Annotated in this window: 15 protein-coding genes; 8 read left to right on the forward strand and 7 right to left on the reverse strand. The window is 38.0% G+C overall.

Features of this window, described 5'->3' with window-relative positions; genetic code table 11:
• Positions 1–327, forward strand: coding sequence for an SUF system Fe-S cluster assembly protein (locus tag FFS26_RS05610; RefSeq protein ID WP_137904509.1), 327 nt, complete (start codon positions 1–3; stop codon positions 325–327).
• A 54-nt stretch (positions 328–381) separates the two neighbouring features.
• Here the strand turns inward: FFS26_RS05610 and FFS26_RS05615 are convergent, their stop codons facing one another.
• Both FFS26_RS05615 and FFS26_RS05620 read right to left on the reverse strand, forming a co-directional pair.
• Complete coding sequence (locus FFS26_RS05615; RefSeq protein ID WP_137904510.1) at positions 382–1,218, reverse strand: sulfurtransferase; 837 nt, start codon at positions 1,216–1,218, stop codon at positions 382–384.
• Between the two features lie 173 nt (positions 1,219–1,391).
• A complete protein-coding gene (locus tag FFS26_RS05620) occupies positions 1,392–2,240 on the reverse strand; it encodes a hydroxymethylglutaryl-CoA lyase (protein ID WP_110009044.1) in 849 nt (282 codons plus the stop codon).
• 187 nt (positions 2,241–2,427) lie between these two features.
• Here FFS26_RS05620 and pepT point away from each other — a divergent pair, with 187 nt between their 5' ends.
• The 7 genes from pepT (at position 2,428) to FFS26_RS05655 (ending at position 8,722) form a co-directional block, all read left to right on the forward strand.
• Positions 2,428–3,675 (forward strand): peptidase T, encoded by a 1,248-nt coding sequence (pepT, locus tag FFS26_RS05625; RefSeq protein ID WP_137904511.1) that lies wholly within the window; start codon positions 2,428–2,430, stop codon positions 3,673–3,675.
• 6 nt (positions 3,676–3,681) lie between these two features.
• Positions 3,682–4,248 carry a hypothetical protein gene (locus tag FFS26_RS05630; RefSeq protein WP_110009042.1) on the forward strand — a complete coding sequence of 189 codons (567 nt, stop codon included), beginning with the start codon at positions 3,682–3,684 and terminating at the stop codon, positions 4,246–4,248.
• 152 nt (positions 4,249–4,400) lie between these two features.
• Positions 4,401–5,708, forward strand: a complete 1,308-nt coding sequence (locus tag FFS26_RS05635; protein ID WP_137904512.1) for a hypothetical protein — start codon at positions 4,401–4,403, stop codon at positions 5,706–5,708.
• A gap of 152 nt (positions 5,709–5,860) precedes the next feature.
• Positions 5,861–6,112, forward strand: a complete 252-nt coding sequence (locus FFS26_RS05640; protein WP_041461961.1) for a hypothetical protein — start codon at positions 5,861–5,863, stop codon at positions 6,110–6,112.
• Between the two features lie 152 nt (positions 6,113–6,264).
• Entirely contained in the window at positions 6,265–6,858 is a 594-nt protein-coding gene (locus tag FFS26_RS05645; protein ID WP_137904513.1) for a porin family protein, read from the forward strand.
• 78 nt (positions 6,859–6,936) lie between these two features.
• The gene (locus FFS26_RS05650; protein WP_110009039.1) at positions 6,937–7,998 is read left to right on the forward strand and encodes a sensor histidine kinase; all 1,062 of its coding nucleotides are present in this window, start codon (positions 6,937–6,939) and stop codon (positions 7,996–7,998) included.
• A complete protein-coding gene (locus tag FFS26_RS05655) occupies positions 7,988–8,722 on the forward strand; it encodes a LytR/AlgR family response regulator transcription factor (RefSeq protein WP_110009038.1) in 735 nt (244 codons plus the stop codon). The genes FFS26_RS05650 and FFS26_RS05655 overlap by 11 nt, the downstream gene beginning before the upstream one ends.
• A 51-nt stretch (positions 8,723–8,773) precedes the next feature.
• On the opposite strand, the gene FFS26_RS05660 is transcribed toward FFS26_RS05655, so the two are convergent.
• The 5 genes from FFS26_RS05660 to FFS26_RS05680 all read right to left on the reverse strand — a co-directional run bounded on the left by FFS26_RS05660 (position 8,774) and on the right by FFS26_RS05680 (position 13,933).
• Positions 8,774–9,682 (reverse strand): DUF6268 family outer membrane beta-barrel protein, encoded by a 909-nt coding sequence (locus FFS26_RS05660; RefSeq protein WP_110009037.1) that lies wholly within the window; start codon positions 9,680–9,682, stop codon positions 8,774–8,776.
• A gap of 98 nt (positions 9,683–9,780) precedes the next feature.
• Positions 9,781–11,001, reverse strand: a complete 1,221-nt coding sequence (locus FFS26_RS05665) for a multidrug effflux MFS transporter (RefSeq protein WP_137904514.1) — start codon at positions 10,999–11,001, stop codon at positions 9,781–9,783.
• Between the two features lie 168 nt (positions 11,002–11,169).
• On the reverse strand, positions 11,170–11,985 hold the full coding sequence (locus tag FFS26_RS05670) for a helix-turn-helix domain-containing protein (RefSeq protein ID WP_171006248.1): 816 nt from the start codon (positions 11,983–11,985) through the stop codon (positions 11,170–11,172).
• 305 nt (positions 11,986–12,290) lie between these two features.
• Positions 12,291–13,343: a thiamine-phosphate kinase gene (thiL, locus tag FFS26_RS05675; protein ID WP_110009034.1), complete on the reverse strand. Its 1,053-nt coding sequence runs from the start codon at positions 13,341–13,343 to the stop codon at positions 12,291–12,293.
• 95 nt (positions 13,344–13,438) lie between these two features.
• Positions 13,439–13,933, reverse strand: a complete 495-nt coding sequence (locus tag FFS26_RS05680) for an acyl-CoA thioesterase (protein WP_110009147.1) — start codon at positions 13,931–13,933, stop codon at positions 13,439–13,441.
• Between the last annotated feature and the right edge of the window lie 83 nt (positions 13,934–14,016).

Consider the following 14,016-nt stretch of genomic DNA (forward strand, 5'->3'; position numbering starts at 1 on the left):
ATGAAATTTACAGACAATCAAATTGCTGACATTGGTGAGGAAATCATTGGTGTATTAAAAACCGTATATGACCCTGAAATTCCGGTAGATATCTACGAATTAGGGCTGATTTACGATGTCCAGATCTCCGATGATGCTGACGTAAAAATTATCATGACACTTACTACTCCCAACTGTCCTGTAGCAGAAACACTTCCTCAGGAAGTAAAAGATAAAGTAGCTGAAGTAGAGCATGTAAAAAGTGTAGATTTAGAGCTTACTTTCGAACCGAGCTGGAATAAGGATATGATGAGCGAAGAGGCGAAGTTTGAGCTGGGAATGCTTTAGAAATTACCTTTAACAATATAAAACCCCGAAGAAGTATTTTCGGGGTTTTTATTTTTAAATATCTTTTGCGATTTCCTTGCCTTCTCTCCTGCTCCATTCACTCCATGAACCTACATACAGATCCGGAACCGGAAATCCTGCATAATCCAGGGCTAAAATTGTATGGCAGGCTGTAACACCTGATCCACAATGAATAATAAGGTGTTCAGGTTTATCTTTTAAGAATTGGCTGTATTTTTCTTTTAAGATTTCCGGGCTCAGAAAATTTCCGCTTTCATCAAGGTTTTCAGAAAAAGGAATATTGATCGCCCCCGGAATATGCCCCGCGACCAGATCAATAGGCTCAGATTCACCTTTGTAGCGGTAGGCATCTCTTACATCAACAACTGTAGAAGAATTGTTTGTTAATTCATTTTCAACTACTTCCAGACTTGAAACCGGAAGAATCCAATGATCTTTTTTAATTAAAGAAGCTTTCTCAAAGATCTCTTCTCCTGAAGCAAATTCCAAACCTGCTTTTTCCGCTGCCTGCATTCCGCCATCAAGAACCTGAACATTTTCCAGTCCGAAAGATCTCAGCATCCACCATGCTCTTGCTGCTGCATTGGAAGCATTTTTATCATCATAGACAACAATATGAGCATCTTCTGATATTCCAAGATTTGAGAGAGTTACAGCAAACTTGTCTACCGAAGGAAGAGGATGCCTTCCACCAAAAGCTGCATTTTCTCCAATTTCAGCCAGATCTCTGTCCAGATCAATAAGCCTTGCTCCTTTAATGTGCTTGTCAAGGTAGCTTTGTTTTATATCCTTTCCTGTTCTTGCATCAAGAATAACAAGACTTTCTGTCGGAATATTTTTAAATTCGGTTGCTGAGATGATTGGAGACATTTTGTTGATTTTGATTAAAATTAATATGTTTTGGCTAAACCCTGTTGTATTTTAATATAGTGAAGCGGGCTAAAGCCCGCTCCTATTGATAGTTTTCTCGCAGATTCTGCTGATTAAGCAGATCTACTTTTCTATCTGTGGGATCTGCAGAATCTGCGAGAAATTCATTCTTCTTAAAAATGAAAAATATCCTTCGCCTTGTTATAAGAACTTTCAAAATTCAGAAGGTTCAGCTTATGTTCAGCTTTTTCAACGCTCATAAAGTTGATCACCTGTTCTGTAGGCATATTTCCTACAAGATCATCCTTAGCCATTGGGCATCCTCCGATTCCTTTGATCGCACTGTCAAATCTTCGGCAGCCTTGATCGTAAGCGGCTTTTAATTTTGAATAGGAATCTTCATAGCGGTTATGAAAATGCCCTCCGAAGTTGATATCCGGATATTTTGAAGGTATTTTTTCAAACAAAAGGGCAATGGTTTCAGGAGTAGCCACTCCGGTAGTATCTGATAATAAGATATCTTTTACTCCGATATCTGAGAATTTTTGTGCCCACTGGTCAACATCTTCCCATTTCCACATTTCACCGTACGGATTTCCAAAAGCCATAGAGAAATAGATATTTAGCTGCTTCCCTTCACTTTTTACCAGTTCAAGCATTTTAATGATTTCATCGAATGCTTCTTCCTGACTTTTGTTGGTATTTCTGTGCTGGAACGTTTCAGAAATAGAAAACGGAAAACCCAGAATATCTACTGACTCATGTTTCAATGCTTTTTCGGCACCTCTGTAATTACCTATAATGGCAGAAACTTTAGTCTTGGAGCGTGATTTGTCAATATTTTTTGCCACCTCATCAGAGTCAGCCATCTGCGGAATTGCTTTTGGAGAAACAAAACTCAGACAATCCAATACATCAAAACCAACATCCATCAAGGAGTTGATATAATCTATTTTTTTATCGGTAGGGATAAATTCTCCCCATCCCTGCATAGCATCTCTAGGACATTCGGTAAGAAACATTTTTACTTTTTGATTTTCTCAAATATAATAAAACTAAACTACTTGGTATACTATATGTACAAAGCTAACACTATTTTGATTTTCAAAGATTTATATCTGATTCATAATTTCAATAACTGATATTAAATCGCAAATAACGTATTCTCAGCATCAAATTTGCTAACTTTGTTAAAATTTATGATATCTGATGAGTACAATAGAATTCAACCCTTTGTGGAAAGAAAAATTACTGAACCGTTTTCTTAGCTATGTAAAAATATATTCAACCAGTGATGCAGAAAGTGAAACTACACCTTCTACCGAACGTCAGTGGGATATTGCTAACTATATTACTGAAGAACTGAAGACCATCGGTCTGGAAGATGTTTCTATAGACAGCAATGGTTATATTATGGGCTATGTTCCTTCTAACCTTGAAAATGATGACAGACCTACCATCGGATTTATTTCACATTATGATACTTCACCGGACTTCAGCGGAGAAAATGTAAGACCTCAGGTTTGGGAAAACTATGATGGAAATGATCTTCTTTTGAACCAGACAACAGGATTCACTTTATCTCCATCAAGATTTGAAAGCTTAAAAAAATATGTTGGTCAGACCTTAATTACTACGGACGGAAATACACTTCTTGGTGCCGATGATAAAGCCGGCTGTGCAGAGATCGTAACAGCAGCTGAATATCTTATCGCGCATCCGGAAATCAAACATGGAAGAATTGCTATAGGATTTACTCCGGATGAAGAGATTGGAAGAGGAGCGCATAAATTTGATGTTGCTAAATTTGGTGCAGAATGGGCTTATACAATGGATGGCGGAGAAGTTGGAGAACTTGAATATGAAAACTTTAACGCCGCCGGAGCTGTGGTAAAAATCCATGGATTAAGTGTTCACCCCGGTTATGCTTATGGAAAAATGATCAATGCTGCTCTTTTAGCTGCTGAATTTGCTCAAATGCTTCCTGCGAACGAAACACCTGCCACAACAAGAGGTTTTGACGGATTCTACCATTTGATGGACATTACAGCGGATATTTCTGAAGCTAAACTTCAATATATCATCAGGGATCATGATGCAGATAAATTTGAAGCCAGAAAGAAATTCATGGAAGAAAAAGTAGCTGAGTTCAACCAAAAATATGGGGAAGGAACTGCTGAAGTAGAGATTAAAGAGCAGTACAGAAACATGAAGCAGCAGTTTGAAGGTAAAATGCATATTGTAGACCTTGCTGCAAAAGCAATGACTGAAGCAGGCATTGAGCCTAAAATCAAGGCAATCAGAGGAGGTACAGACGGCGCTCAGCTTTCCTATATGGGACTTCCCTGCCCGAATATCTTCGCGGGAGGAATCAACTTCCACGGACCATACGAGTATGTCGCTTTGGAAAGCATGGAAAAAGCAACTGAAGTCATTATTAACATTGTAAAAGCTTAATACATCATGAAAAAGGTCTTAGCATCAGCATTCATTTTCACTTTTATTTTCAGTAGTGCCCAGATTTCTGAATTTCAGAGGGCAGACTCACGCTATGAAAGAAAGAAAACGGCTCTGTATAATAAATATCCTAAGCCTAATGATTTAAGAACCAAGAAAGAATGGCTTTTGACAGAGGATAAAATAACAGCTTACAAGACCGCTTTGGATAAAGCTTCTCTTGAGGATCAGAAAATGATCTCGGCAAACCCTCCTGTAAAAACAAAAGTGAGTAAGGACGCAGAATATGATAAAGGTAAGGCCGCTTTTCAAAAGCTTTTATATGAAGCTGTAGATCTTGACTTTTTGAACTTTTCTTCGGAAACCTACAAAGCAACAATAAGTTTTGTTGTAGATTCCAAAGGGAACGCTCTCAATCCCAATGTAAAAGGAAATAATGAAGATGTAAATGCATTCATCGAAGCCGCTTTTTACCGGATTAAAGATAAAGGCAAGTGGAAACCGGCAGAAGACAAAGGGAAACCAGTCTCCTCAAATGTTTCTGTTCCTTTAACAATGTCCTTTAAAAAATAATATACAGAACCCGCTATGATAGCGGGTTTTTATTTTTCATATAATAAAAACATAATTAAAGATCATTATGTTGTTGATATTAATTTAACACAATTCTTTTGTAAGTTTTAAATAATTCACCTAATTTTGATTAAAACTTAAAATCACTTTATATGAAAATGAAATCCAACCCTTTCAAAATCAACAGAAATTTTTGTTTTTCTTTCCTTGTATCTATTTTCTGTTTGTTTCTTTTAACGTCTTGTTCTCAGGATGATCCTGCCGATCTGCCTGCTGAAAAACCTGCAGAGACTGCCCAAATGAAAACGTTGGGAAATCTGATTTTACAGAAAAATGTTATTATTCTGAATGATGAATCAGTGAATGCAATTTCTGCTCATAATAACGGAGAAATTACATTTAACCGTCCAACTCCACAAACAGATAGCATTTCTGTAGGAACTGTTATTGTTGGGACTAAGATAGAAGGTGATCAGGTGAGCACCATTCTTTCAAAAGTAAATTCTGTTTCAAAACTGAATAACCAATTCACCGTACAGACTTCCAGTGCAAAGCTTGAAGAATTTATCTACAGCGGAACTCTGAGCGGCGTGTATGATCCATCTGGCAAAGCTCCTGTCAATATTGATGGAAAAATGGTTAATTATGTTCCTGTAGAAGGCATGGTTTCTGAACAAATCAATCAAAGAATACTTTCTATTGAAGCTAAAAATCTTCAAAATCAGAAACTAATTACCTTCAACCGTTATAATTTTAATAAAACCTTTTCGTTTCCTTTGACTTCAGCAGGAACATCCAGTGTTAATGTACAGGGAGGTTTTACACCCAAAATTGATTATAATATCACCTTCTCATGGGGCCATTTGTCCAACTTCTATGTTAATCTCATCATGGATGACATCAAGCTTCAGAGCTCCGCAACCATTGTAGGAAGCGTGGGCTATACAGCCAGTACCACAGACTACCTGAATATTCCTATTGTTCCAATTGTATTAGGCCCTACAGGACTGGTCTTAAGCCCTACTCTTTCTGCAGGTCCTTTCCTGGGAATACAGGCTACAGGAAAAGTACAGGCCCAGCTTTTGGATCTTGAAGGAGACGCCAACTTCTTGGTAAGCAAAACCCCGGAAATTAATATCAACCTTCAAAAAAAATCTGACCCTGCCATTACAAGCGCAGAAGGAAACTTATCTACTGAAGCTGGTTTGGAAGCAAAAGGAGCTGTAGGATTAATGTTCCTTACCATTCCTATTGCCAATTCAGGGCTGAAAGGAAGAGCTTCTGCCCTTTCGTCTTTAGGATTAACATTTGTTCCTCAAAGAAAAGGTGTAATTTCTGTAAAAGGTAAAATTCAGGCTGAAATGTTCTATGGTTTTGGGATTGCTCCATTGCGATACGAAGGAACCATTCCTCTTTTCAAAAAAGAACGTATGCTGTATCAGAAGGAGTTCAGTTTTTAAGATATCTTTACTAATCAACATAAGAAAGCCACTTTTACAGTGGCTTTTCTTTATTAATGTTCCACATGAAATTCATTTACAACACATTAAGTCAATTTTATTATATTTACAGTCAACTACAATTGTAAACAATAACATTAAAACCAATTATCATGAAAACAATGAAAAAACTTTTGAGAAAAGATTTATCTGCCATTCTGGGCAGCGGAGGAAATGAGTGCCATATGGGCGGAGATTCCTATAACTGTCAGAGTGACTGTGAGTGTGCATGGGGAAAAGCCTGTGAAATGTATGAAGACGGAACACCGGGGCAATGCATCGCTGTTGGCGGTGGTGGAAATCCTGGTGGTGGAGGCACTGGCGGATGCATTCCTCCTTCTATTTGTGAAGAACAGCCTTATTAAACGATAAGAAACCGGGAGCATTACTGCTTCCGGTTTTATTTTTCACCTTAAAACAGATCCTTGTCAAAGCATCTCTGCCATTCATCAAATAAAATTTAATTCCATCCTTCATCGTTGTTGTTTTGCATCAGATTTTTAACAATAATAAAATTATGAAGCAGCAATTTTTCGCTTTAAGTGCATTGCTATTATGTATTTTTTGCAGTATGGAAACTAAAGCACAGCAGACTCCGGCTTTTCACATTGGGGTAAAGGGAGGGGCAAACTTTACAAAAACCTCCACGGAATCTTCTTTAGAAGGGAAATACGGATTCGGTTATCAGGCAGGTGTAATGACAAGAGTGGATATCGGAAAACTGTATGTGCAGGGAGAAGCTCTGTTCAACAAAAGAAAAACATCATACCAGTCCCAAGACGGAAGCTCTTCAAAACTTTCATGGAACGCTATTGATATTCCAGTGGTAGTAGGATATAAACTGATTAAAGCAGATGACTTTAATGTAAGGGTATTTGCCGGAGGTGTTTACAGCTATGCTTTCAACAATAAAGTGTCTGCGCCTCAGGCCCTTCAGGAGGGATTTAAAAAGTTTGACAAATCCAATATTGGCATTACGGGAGGTGTAGGATTAGATTATAAGAACTTCACGGTAGATTTGAGATATGAAACCGGCCTTACAAGCATCAGTAAAGAATTTAAGTCCAAACCCCACAGTTTCTCCCTTGGGATAGGTTATTTCCTGTTCTAAAAAACTTAAATTATCTTTACCATTAGAAACTGTTTTCCCTGCAGTTTCTAATTTTTTTATCAACCTATTTCCAATTCCATGACAAAATCTTTTATTGTAAAAGAATACATATTTACTTTTATTTTCTGGCTTGTATTAGCGATTGTATTGTGGTTTAATTTCCAGAGTACAACAGAAAGTTACCTTGCGATGACCCAGGCTGCGATCATTGCGGCATTCTCGTTTACATTTACTCACTTTTTAACCAATAAGCTTCTTCCTAAAGCACTTCGGGAAAAGAAAATGAAACTGTTCCTGATACAGCTGGTCATGGTAATTTTCATGCTTAGTCTGGTTTTCTCTGTTATATTCACCTATCTTGAAGTGGAACCCAAAGATGAGCTTCCGGACAACTTCAGAGATCATTTACCCTTTTTGTGGAAAGGCTTTTATATGTCCCTGCCTGCCTCTTTTCTGATCAACGGAGCAGCGTGTGGTGTAAAATTTTATAATGAACATGGAAGAATAGAGCGTGATCATATTCTCCTTCAGCAGGCTCATCTGGAAAACCAGCTCAAGCTTCTGCAGGATCAGATCAACCCGCATGTGGTATTTAATATCCTGAATCATATTCATATCCTGATGAAAACGGATACCCAGCTTGCCGATTTTTTACTGATGAAATTTTCGGATATTCTACGGTACCAGCTGTATCATTGCAATCAGCCACTGGTTCCTTTGGATAAAGAGATTGAGTATCTCCAAAACCTTGTTGAGGTAGAAAAACTGAGGTGGGGAAACGAGCTGGACGTAAAAGCCCAATGGCAGATCAATAACAGAAAAGCTTCTATTGCTCCACTACTTTTGGTACCTTTCATAGAAAATGCATTTAAATACGTTTGCAGGCTTCCGGGACATAAAGGTTATGTGAAAATCTCCTGTAAAGAAAAGAATAACAGTCTGTATTTTTATGTCGAAAACTCCTATTCGGATATGGCAACCTATAAAAAGAAGGACGGAACGGGCGGAATCGGTCTTCAAAATGTAAAAAAACGTTTAAAATTACAATATCCGGACTCTTATGATCTGAAAATCGAATCCGATAATCACATCTTTAGAATAACATTAATACTAACATTATCTGACAGTTATGAGCTCTAATATTCCTAAAATGAAATGCCTTATTATTGATGATGAGCCTCTGGCGAGATTCCATCTTAAAGAACTGGCCGGTCAGATTGATTTTTTATCGGTTGAAGGAACATGCGCAACAGCATTGGAAGCCGACGCGAAGGTAAAGGAGAGTGAAATAGACCTTCTTTTCCTCGATATAAATATGCCTTATCTTACGGGCCTTGAATTTCTGGAACAGCTTGAAAATCCTCCTTTATGTATTCTCACTACCGCTTATTCCGAATATGCGCTGGAAGGATTTCGGCTGCAGGTGGTTGATTATCTGTTAAAACCCATTGCCTTCAACCGGTTTTACCAGGCGGTAAATAAGGCTCAGCAGCAATTTATCATCAGTGAAAAGCTGAAAAAAAACACTTCACTGGATGATCCTTTTCTGTATGTGAGACAGTCTGATACTTTCATTAAAGTTTCCTGGGTTGATATTCTGTACATTGAGAGTATGCAGAATTATACCAGGCTTCATTTTAAAGATAAATCATTGATTATCCATCAGACGATGAAAGCAATTGAAGAATCACTTCCTTCGGATCATTTTTTCAGGATTCATAAATCATACCTCATCAATATTACCCATATTGATATGATTTCCGGAGGACGTCTTTTTATTAATAAAATTGAGCTTCCCATCTCCCGGACCCGCAAAGAAGAACTGCTTAACCAAGTGGTTTACAAGAAATTAATCAGCAAGTAACTGAAAGAAGCCGGAAACCGGAATTATTACATTCCCCGTTTCCGGCTTTTTTTAAGGCAGATTCCAGCGTAATGATACTGCAGCGTAAAATGTGCTCGAAAATCTTGGATCGGCTATTTTTTTGTCTCTGAAAATGCTGCTGATTTTCCGGTCATTTTCACTAAAGCTTCTCAATATTGCTGTTCCTCCCGTGAGACGTACGGTGAGCCTGTCATTGATTTTTAATTCCGGCCTGAGCCCTGCGGTGATCTGCTGATACCCTAACAACATCGATTTTCCGTTTATATTTCTCTCTGCCGTCATTCCGTTCAGTTCCACAACAGCTTTTAAAGCAAATTTATCCGAGAAAAGATATCCGGCTTCCATGCCTTCCGGGAAGTTGATCTTGAATTTAATCTTTCCGTTGGTTTTCCAGTCGAAATAAATCCATGGTAAAATCATAGGGACACCAAAAGCAGTGGTAAGCACCGGCCCGGCTCCTAACGAAAGATTTGGATTAAAATGCCTGATAAATAAAATTCCACCCTGCCCCAGTACATCATCGAAATCTATTTTCTCAAGGTCTGTATACACTCCTACGGATGCCGTCATCATCATACTCCACTTTTTACCTATAGGTCTCATATGCTGTATGCCGACCTGTGCGTTCAGCATCTGATCCGGAAATAATGCTGTTTCATAATTTTTGTGATTCATCTTTGCATACGATCCGCTCAGCAGCATAGACCATGCTCTTACTTTTCCATCAGTATCTTTTTTTACAGATAAAGGAATGCTTAGATTCAGATCTACTCTTTTAAAATCACTTTTGGAATTGGTCTTTGTACTGTCTTCCGGACGGATGTAATTGGACGCAGGAATATACTCGGTTTTAAGCTCTGCAGAGAGCCCGGACTGTGCATTTACCCAGTATCCTAATGGCAATATACAGCATAAAGCTGTCGAAAGGGTTCTTTTCATATTTTAAATTTTATGCAAAGAGAACCCTTTGACCATTTTTTACAAAAATTACTTGATTAAGTGCCCGGATTGTATGACAACAGGATCAAATACGAGGATTAATTTCCAGGTTGGGCAACCAATGCCGCAGTCACTTTTTGAGTCTTAAAAATACGATACCCGAACCATACAGCAATCAACGCCATAGCAGAACGCGTTACCACCATTGGAATAATAGAATCCGCTTCCAAAAAGCCAAGTAAAGCTGACATTAAAAATGTAACCATCAGCTGCATAAAACCAAGTAATGCAGCAGCTGTTCCTCTTCCCTCTTTGAATGGCGATAAGGCATGAGCTGATGTGATGGGAAATAATATACCAATGGCCAGTAATGACAGATACAACATTGCAATTTCCAATGCTACAGAAAGGTTTTCAGCCGTAATAAAAATATGAAGAGTACATACTACCAGTAAAACAATGGTAGCAGCAAACAAAAGGGTGGAATTGCTTATTCTTTTGATCAGTTTGGGTGTAATATAAGCTGCCGTTATCAATGCTAAAGAATTAAAAGCAAAAATAAAGCTGAATGTACTGCTCGAAAATCCATGAATCTTCATGAATAAAAACGGGGCATTGGAAATATAAATAATCAAAGAGGCAAAAGCAATGCTTCCTACCATCGTACTGTTGATAAAATCCCTGTTGGAGATGATCATTTTCAACTGATCTTTTAATCCTTTTTCATCCGGTATCTCATCATCAGAAAGCTTGATTCTGGTATTAGTTTCAGGCACATACTTGTAGACCATGAAAAATGTGATCAGTCCCATGATGCATAAAAAGGCAAAAGAACTGTTCCAGCCCCAGAATTTAAGGAATACACTTCCCAACAGCGGTGCCACAATCGGTGCTATTCCACTGATCTGCGACTGCTGTGAAAAGATAGTAACTGCTTTATGCTTATCATAGAGATCAATGATAATAGCCCTTCCGATCACAATCCCGGCACTTCCACCAAATGCCTGCAGAAAACGCATCCCCCACAAAACATAAATATCTGAGGTAAAATAGATGGCTGTAGCTCCAATAATAAAAAGCAAAAGCCCGCAATACAGCATTGGTTTACGCCCTTTTTTATCAGATAAAGGCCCCCACAAAAGCTGCCCGAATGCAAATCCGGCAAAGAATACCGAAATAGAGATCTGAATATGCCCGATATCCGTTTTAAAGATTTCGGCCATACTTGGGAAAGCGGGAAGATAAAGATCTATACTTAACGACTCCAGTGTGTTGAGCAGTGCAAGAATAAACACTACAATACTTAAATTCTTCTTCATAAATAACAATAAGCCTTCGCAGGCGATTTTTTCAGCTGCAAAATTGCTGTAAAAAGCATCGTTTTTCAATAAAAGAACTGAAGGAAGTATAGGACAAACTGAAGATTTAAATAGAATAACAAATGAAAAATATCAGTTTTACTCTATTATTGTAGTAAATATTGAGGATTACCCTTTTTCATTATTCTTAAAATTGTCGGGATTTTGCCCCGTATGTTTCTTGAAAAACCTTGAAAAATATGAAGCATCGTTAAATCCTAGTTTAAAAGCAATTTCCTTCACCGTGAGCGCTCCGAAGCTAAGCTCTCTTTTCGCCTCGAGGACAAGACGCTGAGAAATCATCTTTTTTACAGTCGTTCCTCTCAGATGGCGCACAATATCATTAAGATGATGGGTACTTATCTTTAACTGATCGGCATAAAAACCAGTCTCTTTATGCACGATATAATGTTTGTCAATAAGTCCCACCAGCTCCTGAATACGCTGGCGGTCATTCAATAAAGGCTCCTGAGGAATAATCTGCTCCCCGATGATGATACAGAATGCTTTCAGATAAGCCTTTAAAAGCGCTGTTCTTGATGTTGTTGTATACTCCTGCTCCATCAGAGATATGATTGTACTGCAGGTTTTTTCATTTTTCGGATGTAAAAAAAAGGGAAGCTCACCTCCGTTAAGTACTGATTCTATATCACATACTTCGTTGAAAATTTCCCTGCTTATTGCCATTGCATACCCTTCCTCTCCTTCCAGCTTCATATTAAAAGCCTGCCCTGGTGCAATGATACAGATTTGATTATTTTCCAGTTTATAGCTTTCAAAATCCAGTTCTAAGCGGCTGTTTTCATACACTTCCCTGAACCAGATGATTTCAAAAAAGTTATGTCGGTGAACATCATGAAAATTCTCCGGGCCTGCTGCACTCAGTGTACTCATCTGAAACTCTTCAGAGGTCAGATGGTGAACGGGAATTTCTTTTTCAGGCATAATCATTATTATGGTGTAAAATAATTAACTGGAAACAAAAACCACAGCAAAAAAGGTGCTGCGGTTCTCTTACAATATTTAAAATTAAATATAATTTTTCAATTTTATTGGTATGCTTTTCCAGCCTACCTTTCGTTCAGCTGAAAACAAAATAATAAATTAAGGTCCAGATGCTCACAAAAAATAAGACAAAAACGAAAGACTCTTTCAAGTTCTGATTTCGTTTTTTTATGTAATGTTTATATAAAGTAACTATTACAAACGTTATAATTACTAAACATGGTAGTACTGTAAAAGTATACATTTTATTGGTTTAAAAAAGCATCCCATCCCTGAGCGGTGAGCGCTACCAGCTGGTTTGATCCTCTAGCTACCATAAAGTTTCCATCTTCTTTTTCTACGGCATGTCCTATAATGGTAAAATCCGGGTGGTTTTTAATTTTATCAAAATCATTCGGTGAAATCGTAAACAGAAGTTCATAATCTTCACCACCGCTTAAAGCAGTCATTACCGGGTTTAAATTCATTTCATCTGCCGTAGAGATGGTAAGATTATCCAACGGAATTTTTTCCTCATACAATCTGAAACCTACCTTTGACTGGTCTGAAAGGTGAAGGATTTCGGAAGCCAGACCATCTGAAATATCAATCATAGAAGTTGGTTTAATATCCAGTTCTTCCAGGATCTTTTTAACGTCTGTTCTTGCTTCAGGCTTCAGCTGTCTTTCAAGGATATAATCATAGCCTTCCATTTCAGGCTGCATATTGGGGTCAGCAAGGTAAACCGCATGTTCTCTTTCCAGAATCTGTAGCCCCATATAGGCTCCACCTAAATCTCCTGTTACAACAAGAAGATCATTTGGTTTTGCACCGCTTCTTTTTACGATGTTTTCTTCATTTTCAATTCCTACAGCCGTAATGCTCATCACCAGCCCTGAATTGGAGCTTGTTGTATCACCTCCAACCAGATCAACTTTGTACCTTCCGCAAGCAGCCTGAATTCCGGAATAGATTTCTTCTAAAGCTTCCACAGGAAAACGGTTGGATACCGCAAGGGAAACCAATATCTGTGTAGGTGTCGCATTCATCGCAGCAATATCACTTAGGTTCACGACCACCGCTTTATATCCTAAATGCTTTAAAGGAACATAACCCAGGTTAAAATGAACTCCTTCCGCCAATACATCTGTTGTTAGAACTACTTTTTTGCTGCCCGGATTAATGACCGCCGCATCATCTCCTACTCCAAGTTCTGAAGATTCATTGGATAACGGAAAATACTCTGTCAAATGTTTAATAAGACCAAATTCTCCTAATTTTGAAATGGGCGTCAGCTCCTGTGATTTATCTTCAAACATGATTTTTTGTATTAATGTCCAATGTAAAAAGTATAAATGATGTAAAAATTGCTTCTCAAACTTTAAACATTAAACCTTGAATTTTAAACTTTGAATTATTGGGTAAGTTCTGCCGGGTCAATATTGTGCGGATGGAAAGGAAACTTTTTGAAGTCTTCTTTCGATAATACAACAGTGTCCGCGGTCTTATACTTATTCATTGCTTCCACTACATCATCCGGTGGTGTGGTCATTTTTCTAAGCATCATATCAATCCATACGCCTGTAGCTTCTGCCGTGGCACAGTGCATTCCGTCAGGTGTATAGAATTTGTGTACGAAACGGTAGATGGAAGAATCTTCTGCACATCCGTCTATTTCCACACTTACGATTACCGTCTGATCAGCATAGATCTCTTTGAAGAAAGAATATCTTTCATGCAGGATCACCGGGCCGATTCCCCATCTGCTCAGCTGGGTAACCCCCATTTTTTCTTTAGTCATAAAAGCCATTCTGGCCTGTGCACAATATTGTACATATGATGAATTGGCAAGGTGCTTGTTGGCATCAAGATCGCTCCATCTTACTTCAAATTTATGGTAGAAAATCATATGAAAATCGTTTTTATATAATTAAAATTATAATCTTCAAAAATACTCAAATAAGATGGTTTATAAAAATTGTACTTTTGAAA

Origin of the sequence: Chryseobacterium sp. 2VB (assembly GCF_005503635.1) — a bacterium.
GTDB classification, from domain to species: domain Bacteria; phylum Bacteroidota; class Bacteroidia; order Flavobacteriales; family Weeksellaceae; genus Chryseobacterium; species Chryseobacterium cupriresistens.

What these genes read in the sequence shown, in the direction of transcription:
- FFS26_RS05610 (WP_137904509.1), top strand. Translation starts at nt 1, where the DNA reads ATGAAATTTACAGACAATCAAATTGCTGACATTGGTGAGGAAATCATT.
- FFS26_RS05615 (WP_137904510.1), bottom strand. Translation starts at nt 1,218, where the DNA reads ATGTCTCCAATCATCTCAGCAACCGAATTTAAAAATATTCCGACAGAA.
- FFS26_RS05635 (WP_137904512.1), top strand. Translation starts at nt 4,401, where the DNA reads ATGAAAATGAAATCCAACCCTTTCAAAATCAACAGAAATTTTTGTTTT.
- FFS26_RS05660 (WP_110009037.1), bottom strand. Translation starts at nt 9,682, where the DNA reads ATGAAAAGAACCCTTTCGACAGCTTTATGCTGTATATTGCCATTAGGA.
- pepT (WP_137904511.1), top strand. Translation starts at nt 2,428, where the DNA reads ATGAGTACAATAGAATTCAACCCTTTGTGGAAAGAAAAATTACTGAAC.
- FFS26_RS05640 (WP_041461961.1), top strand. Translation starts at nt 5,861, where the DNA reads ATGAAAACAATGAAAAAACTTTTGAGAAAAGATTTATCTGCCATTCTG.
- FFS26_RS05620 (WP_110009044.1), bottom strand. Translation starts at nt 2,240, where the DNA reads ATGTTTCTTACCGAATGTCCTAGAGATGCTATGCAGGGATGGGGAGAA.
- thiL (WP_110009034.1), bottom strand. Translation starts at nt 13,343, where the DNA reads ATGTTTGAAGATAAATCACAGGAGCTGACGCCCATTTCAAAATTAGGA.
- FFS26_RS05670 (WP_171006248.1), bottom strand. Translation starts at nt 11,985, where the DNA reads ATGCCTGAAAAAGAAATTCCCGTTCACCATCTGACCTCTGAAGAGTTT.
- FFS26_RS05650 (WP_110009039.1), top strand. Translation starts at nt 6,937, where the DNA reads ATGACAAAATCTTTTATTGTAAAAGAATACATATTTACTTTTATTTTC.
- FFS26_RS05630 (WP_110009042.1), top strand. Translation starts at nt 3,682, where the DNA reads ATGAAAAAGGTCTTAGCATCAGCATTCATTTTCACTTTTATTTTCAGT.
- FFS26_RS05645 (WP_137904513.1), top strand. Translation starts at nt 6,265, where the DNA reads ATGAAGCAGCAATTTTTCGCTTTAAGTGCATTGCTATTATGTATTTTT.
- FFS26_RS05655 (WP_110009038.1), top strand. Translation starts at nt 7,988, where the DNA reads ATGAGCTCTAATATTCCTAAAATGAAATGCCTTATTATTGATGATGAG.
- FFS26_RS05665 (WP_137904514.1), bottom strand. Translation starts at nt 11,001, where the DNA reads ATGAAGAAGAATTTAAGTATTGTAGTGTTTATTCTTGCACTGCTCAAC.
- FFS26_RS05680 (WP_110009147.1), bottom strand. Translation starts at nt 13,933, where the DNA reads ATGATTTTCTACCATAAATTTGAAGTAAGATGGAGCGATCTTGATGCC.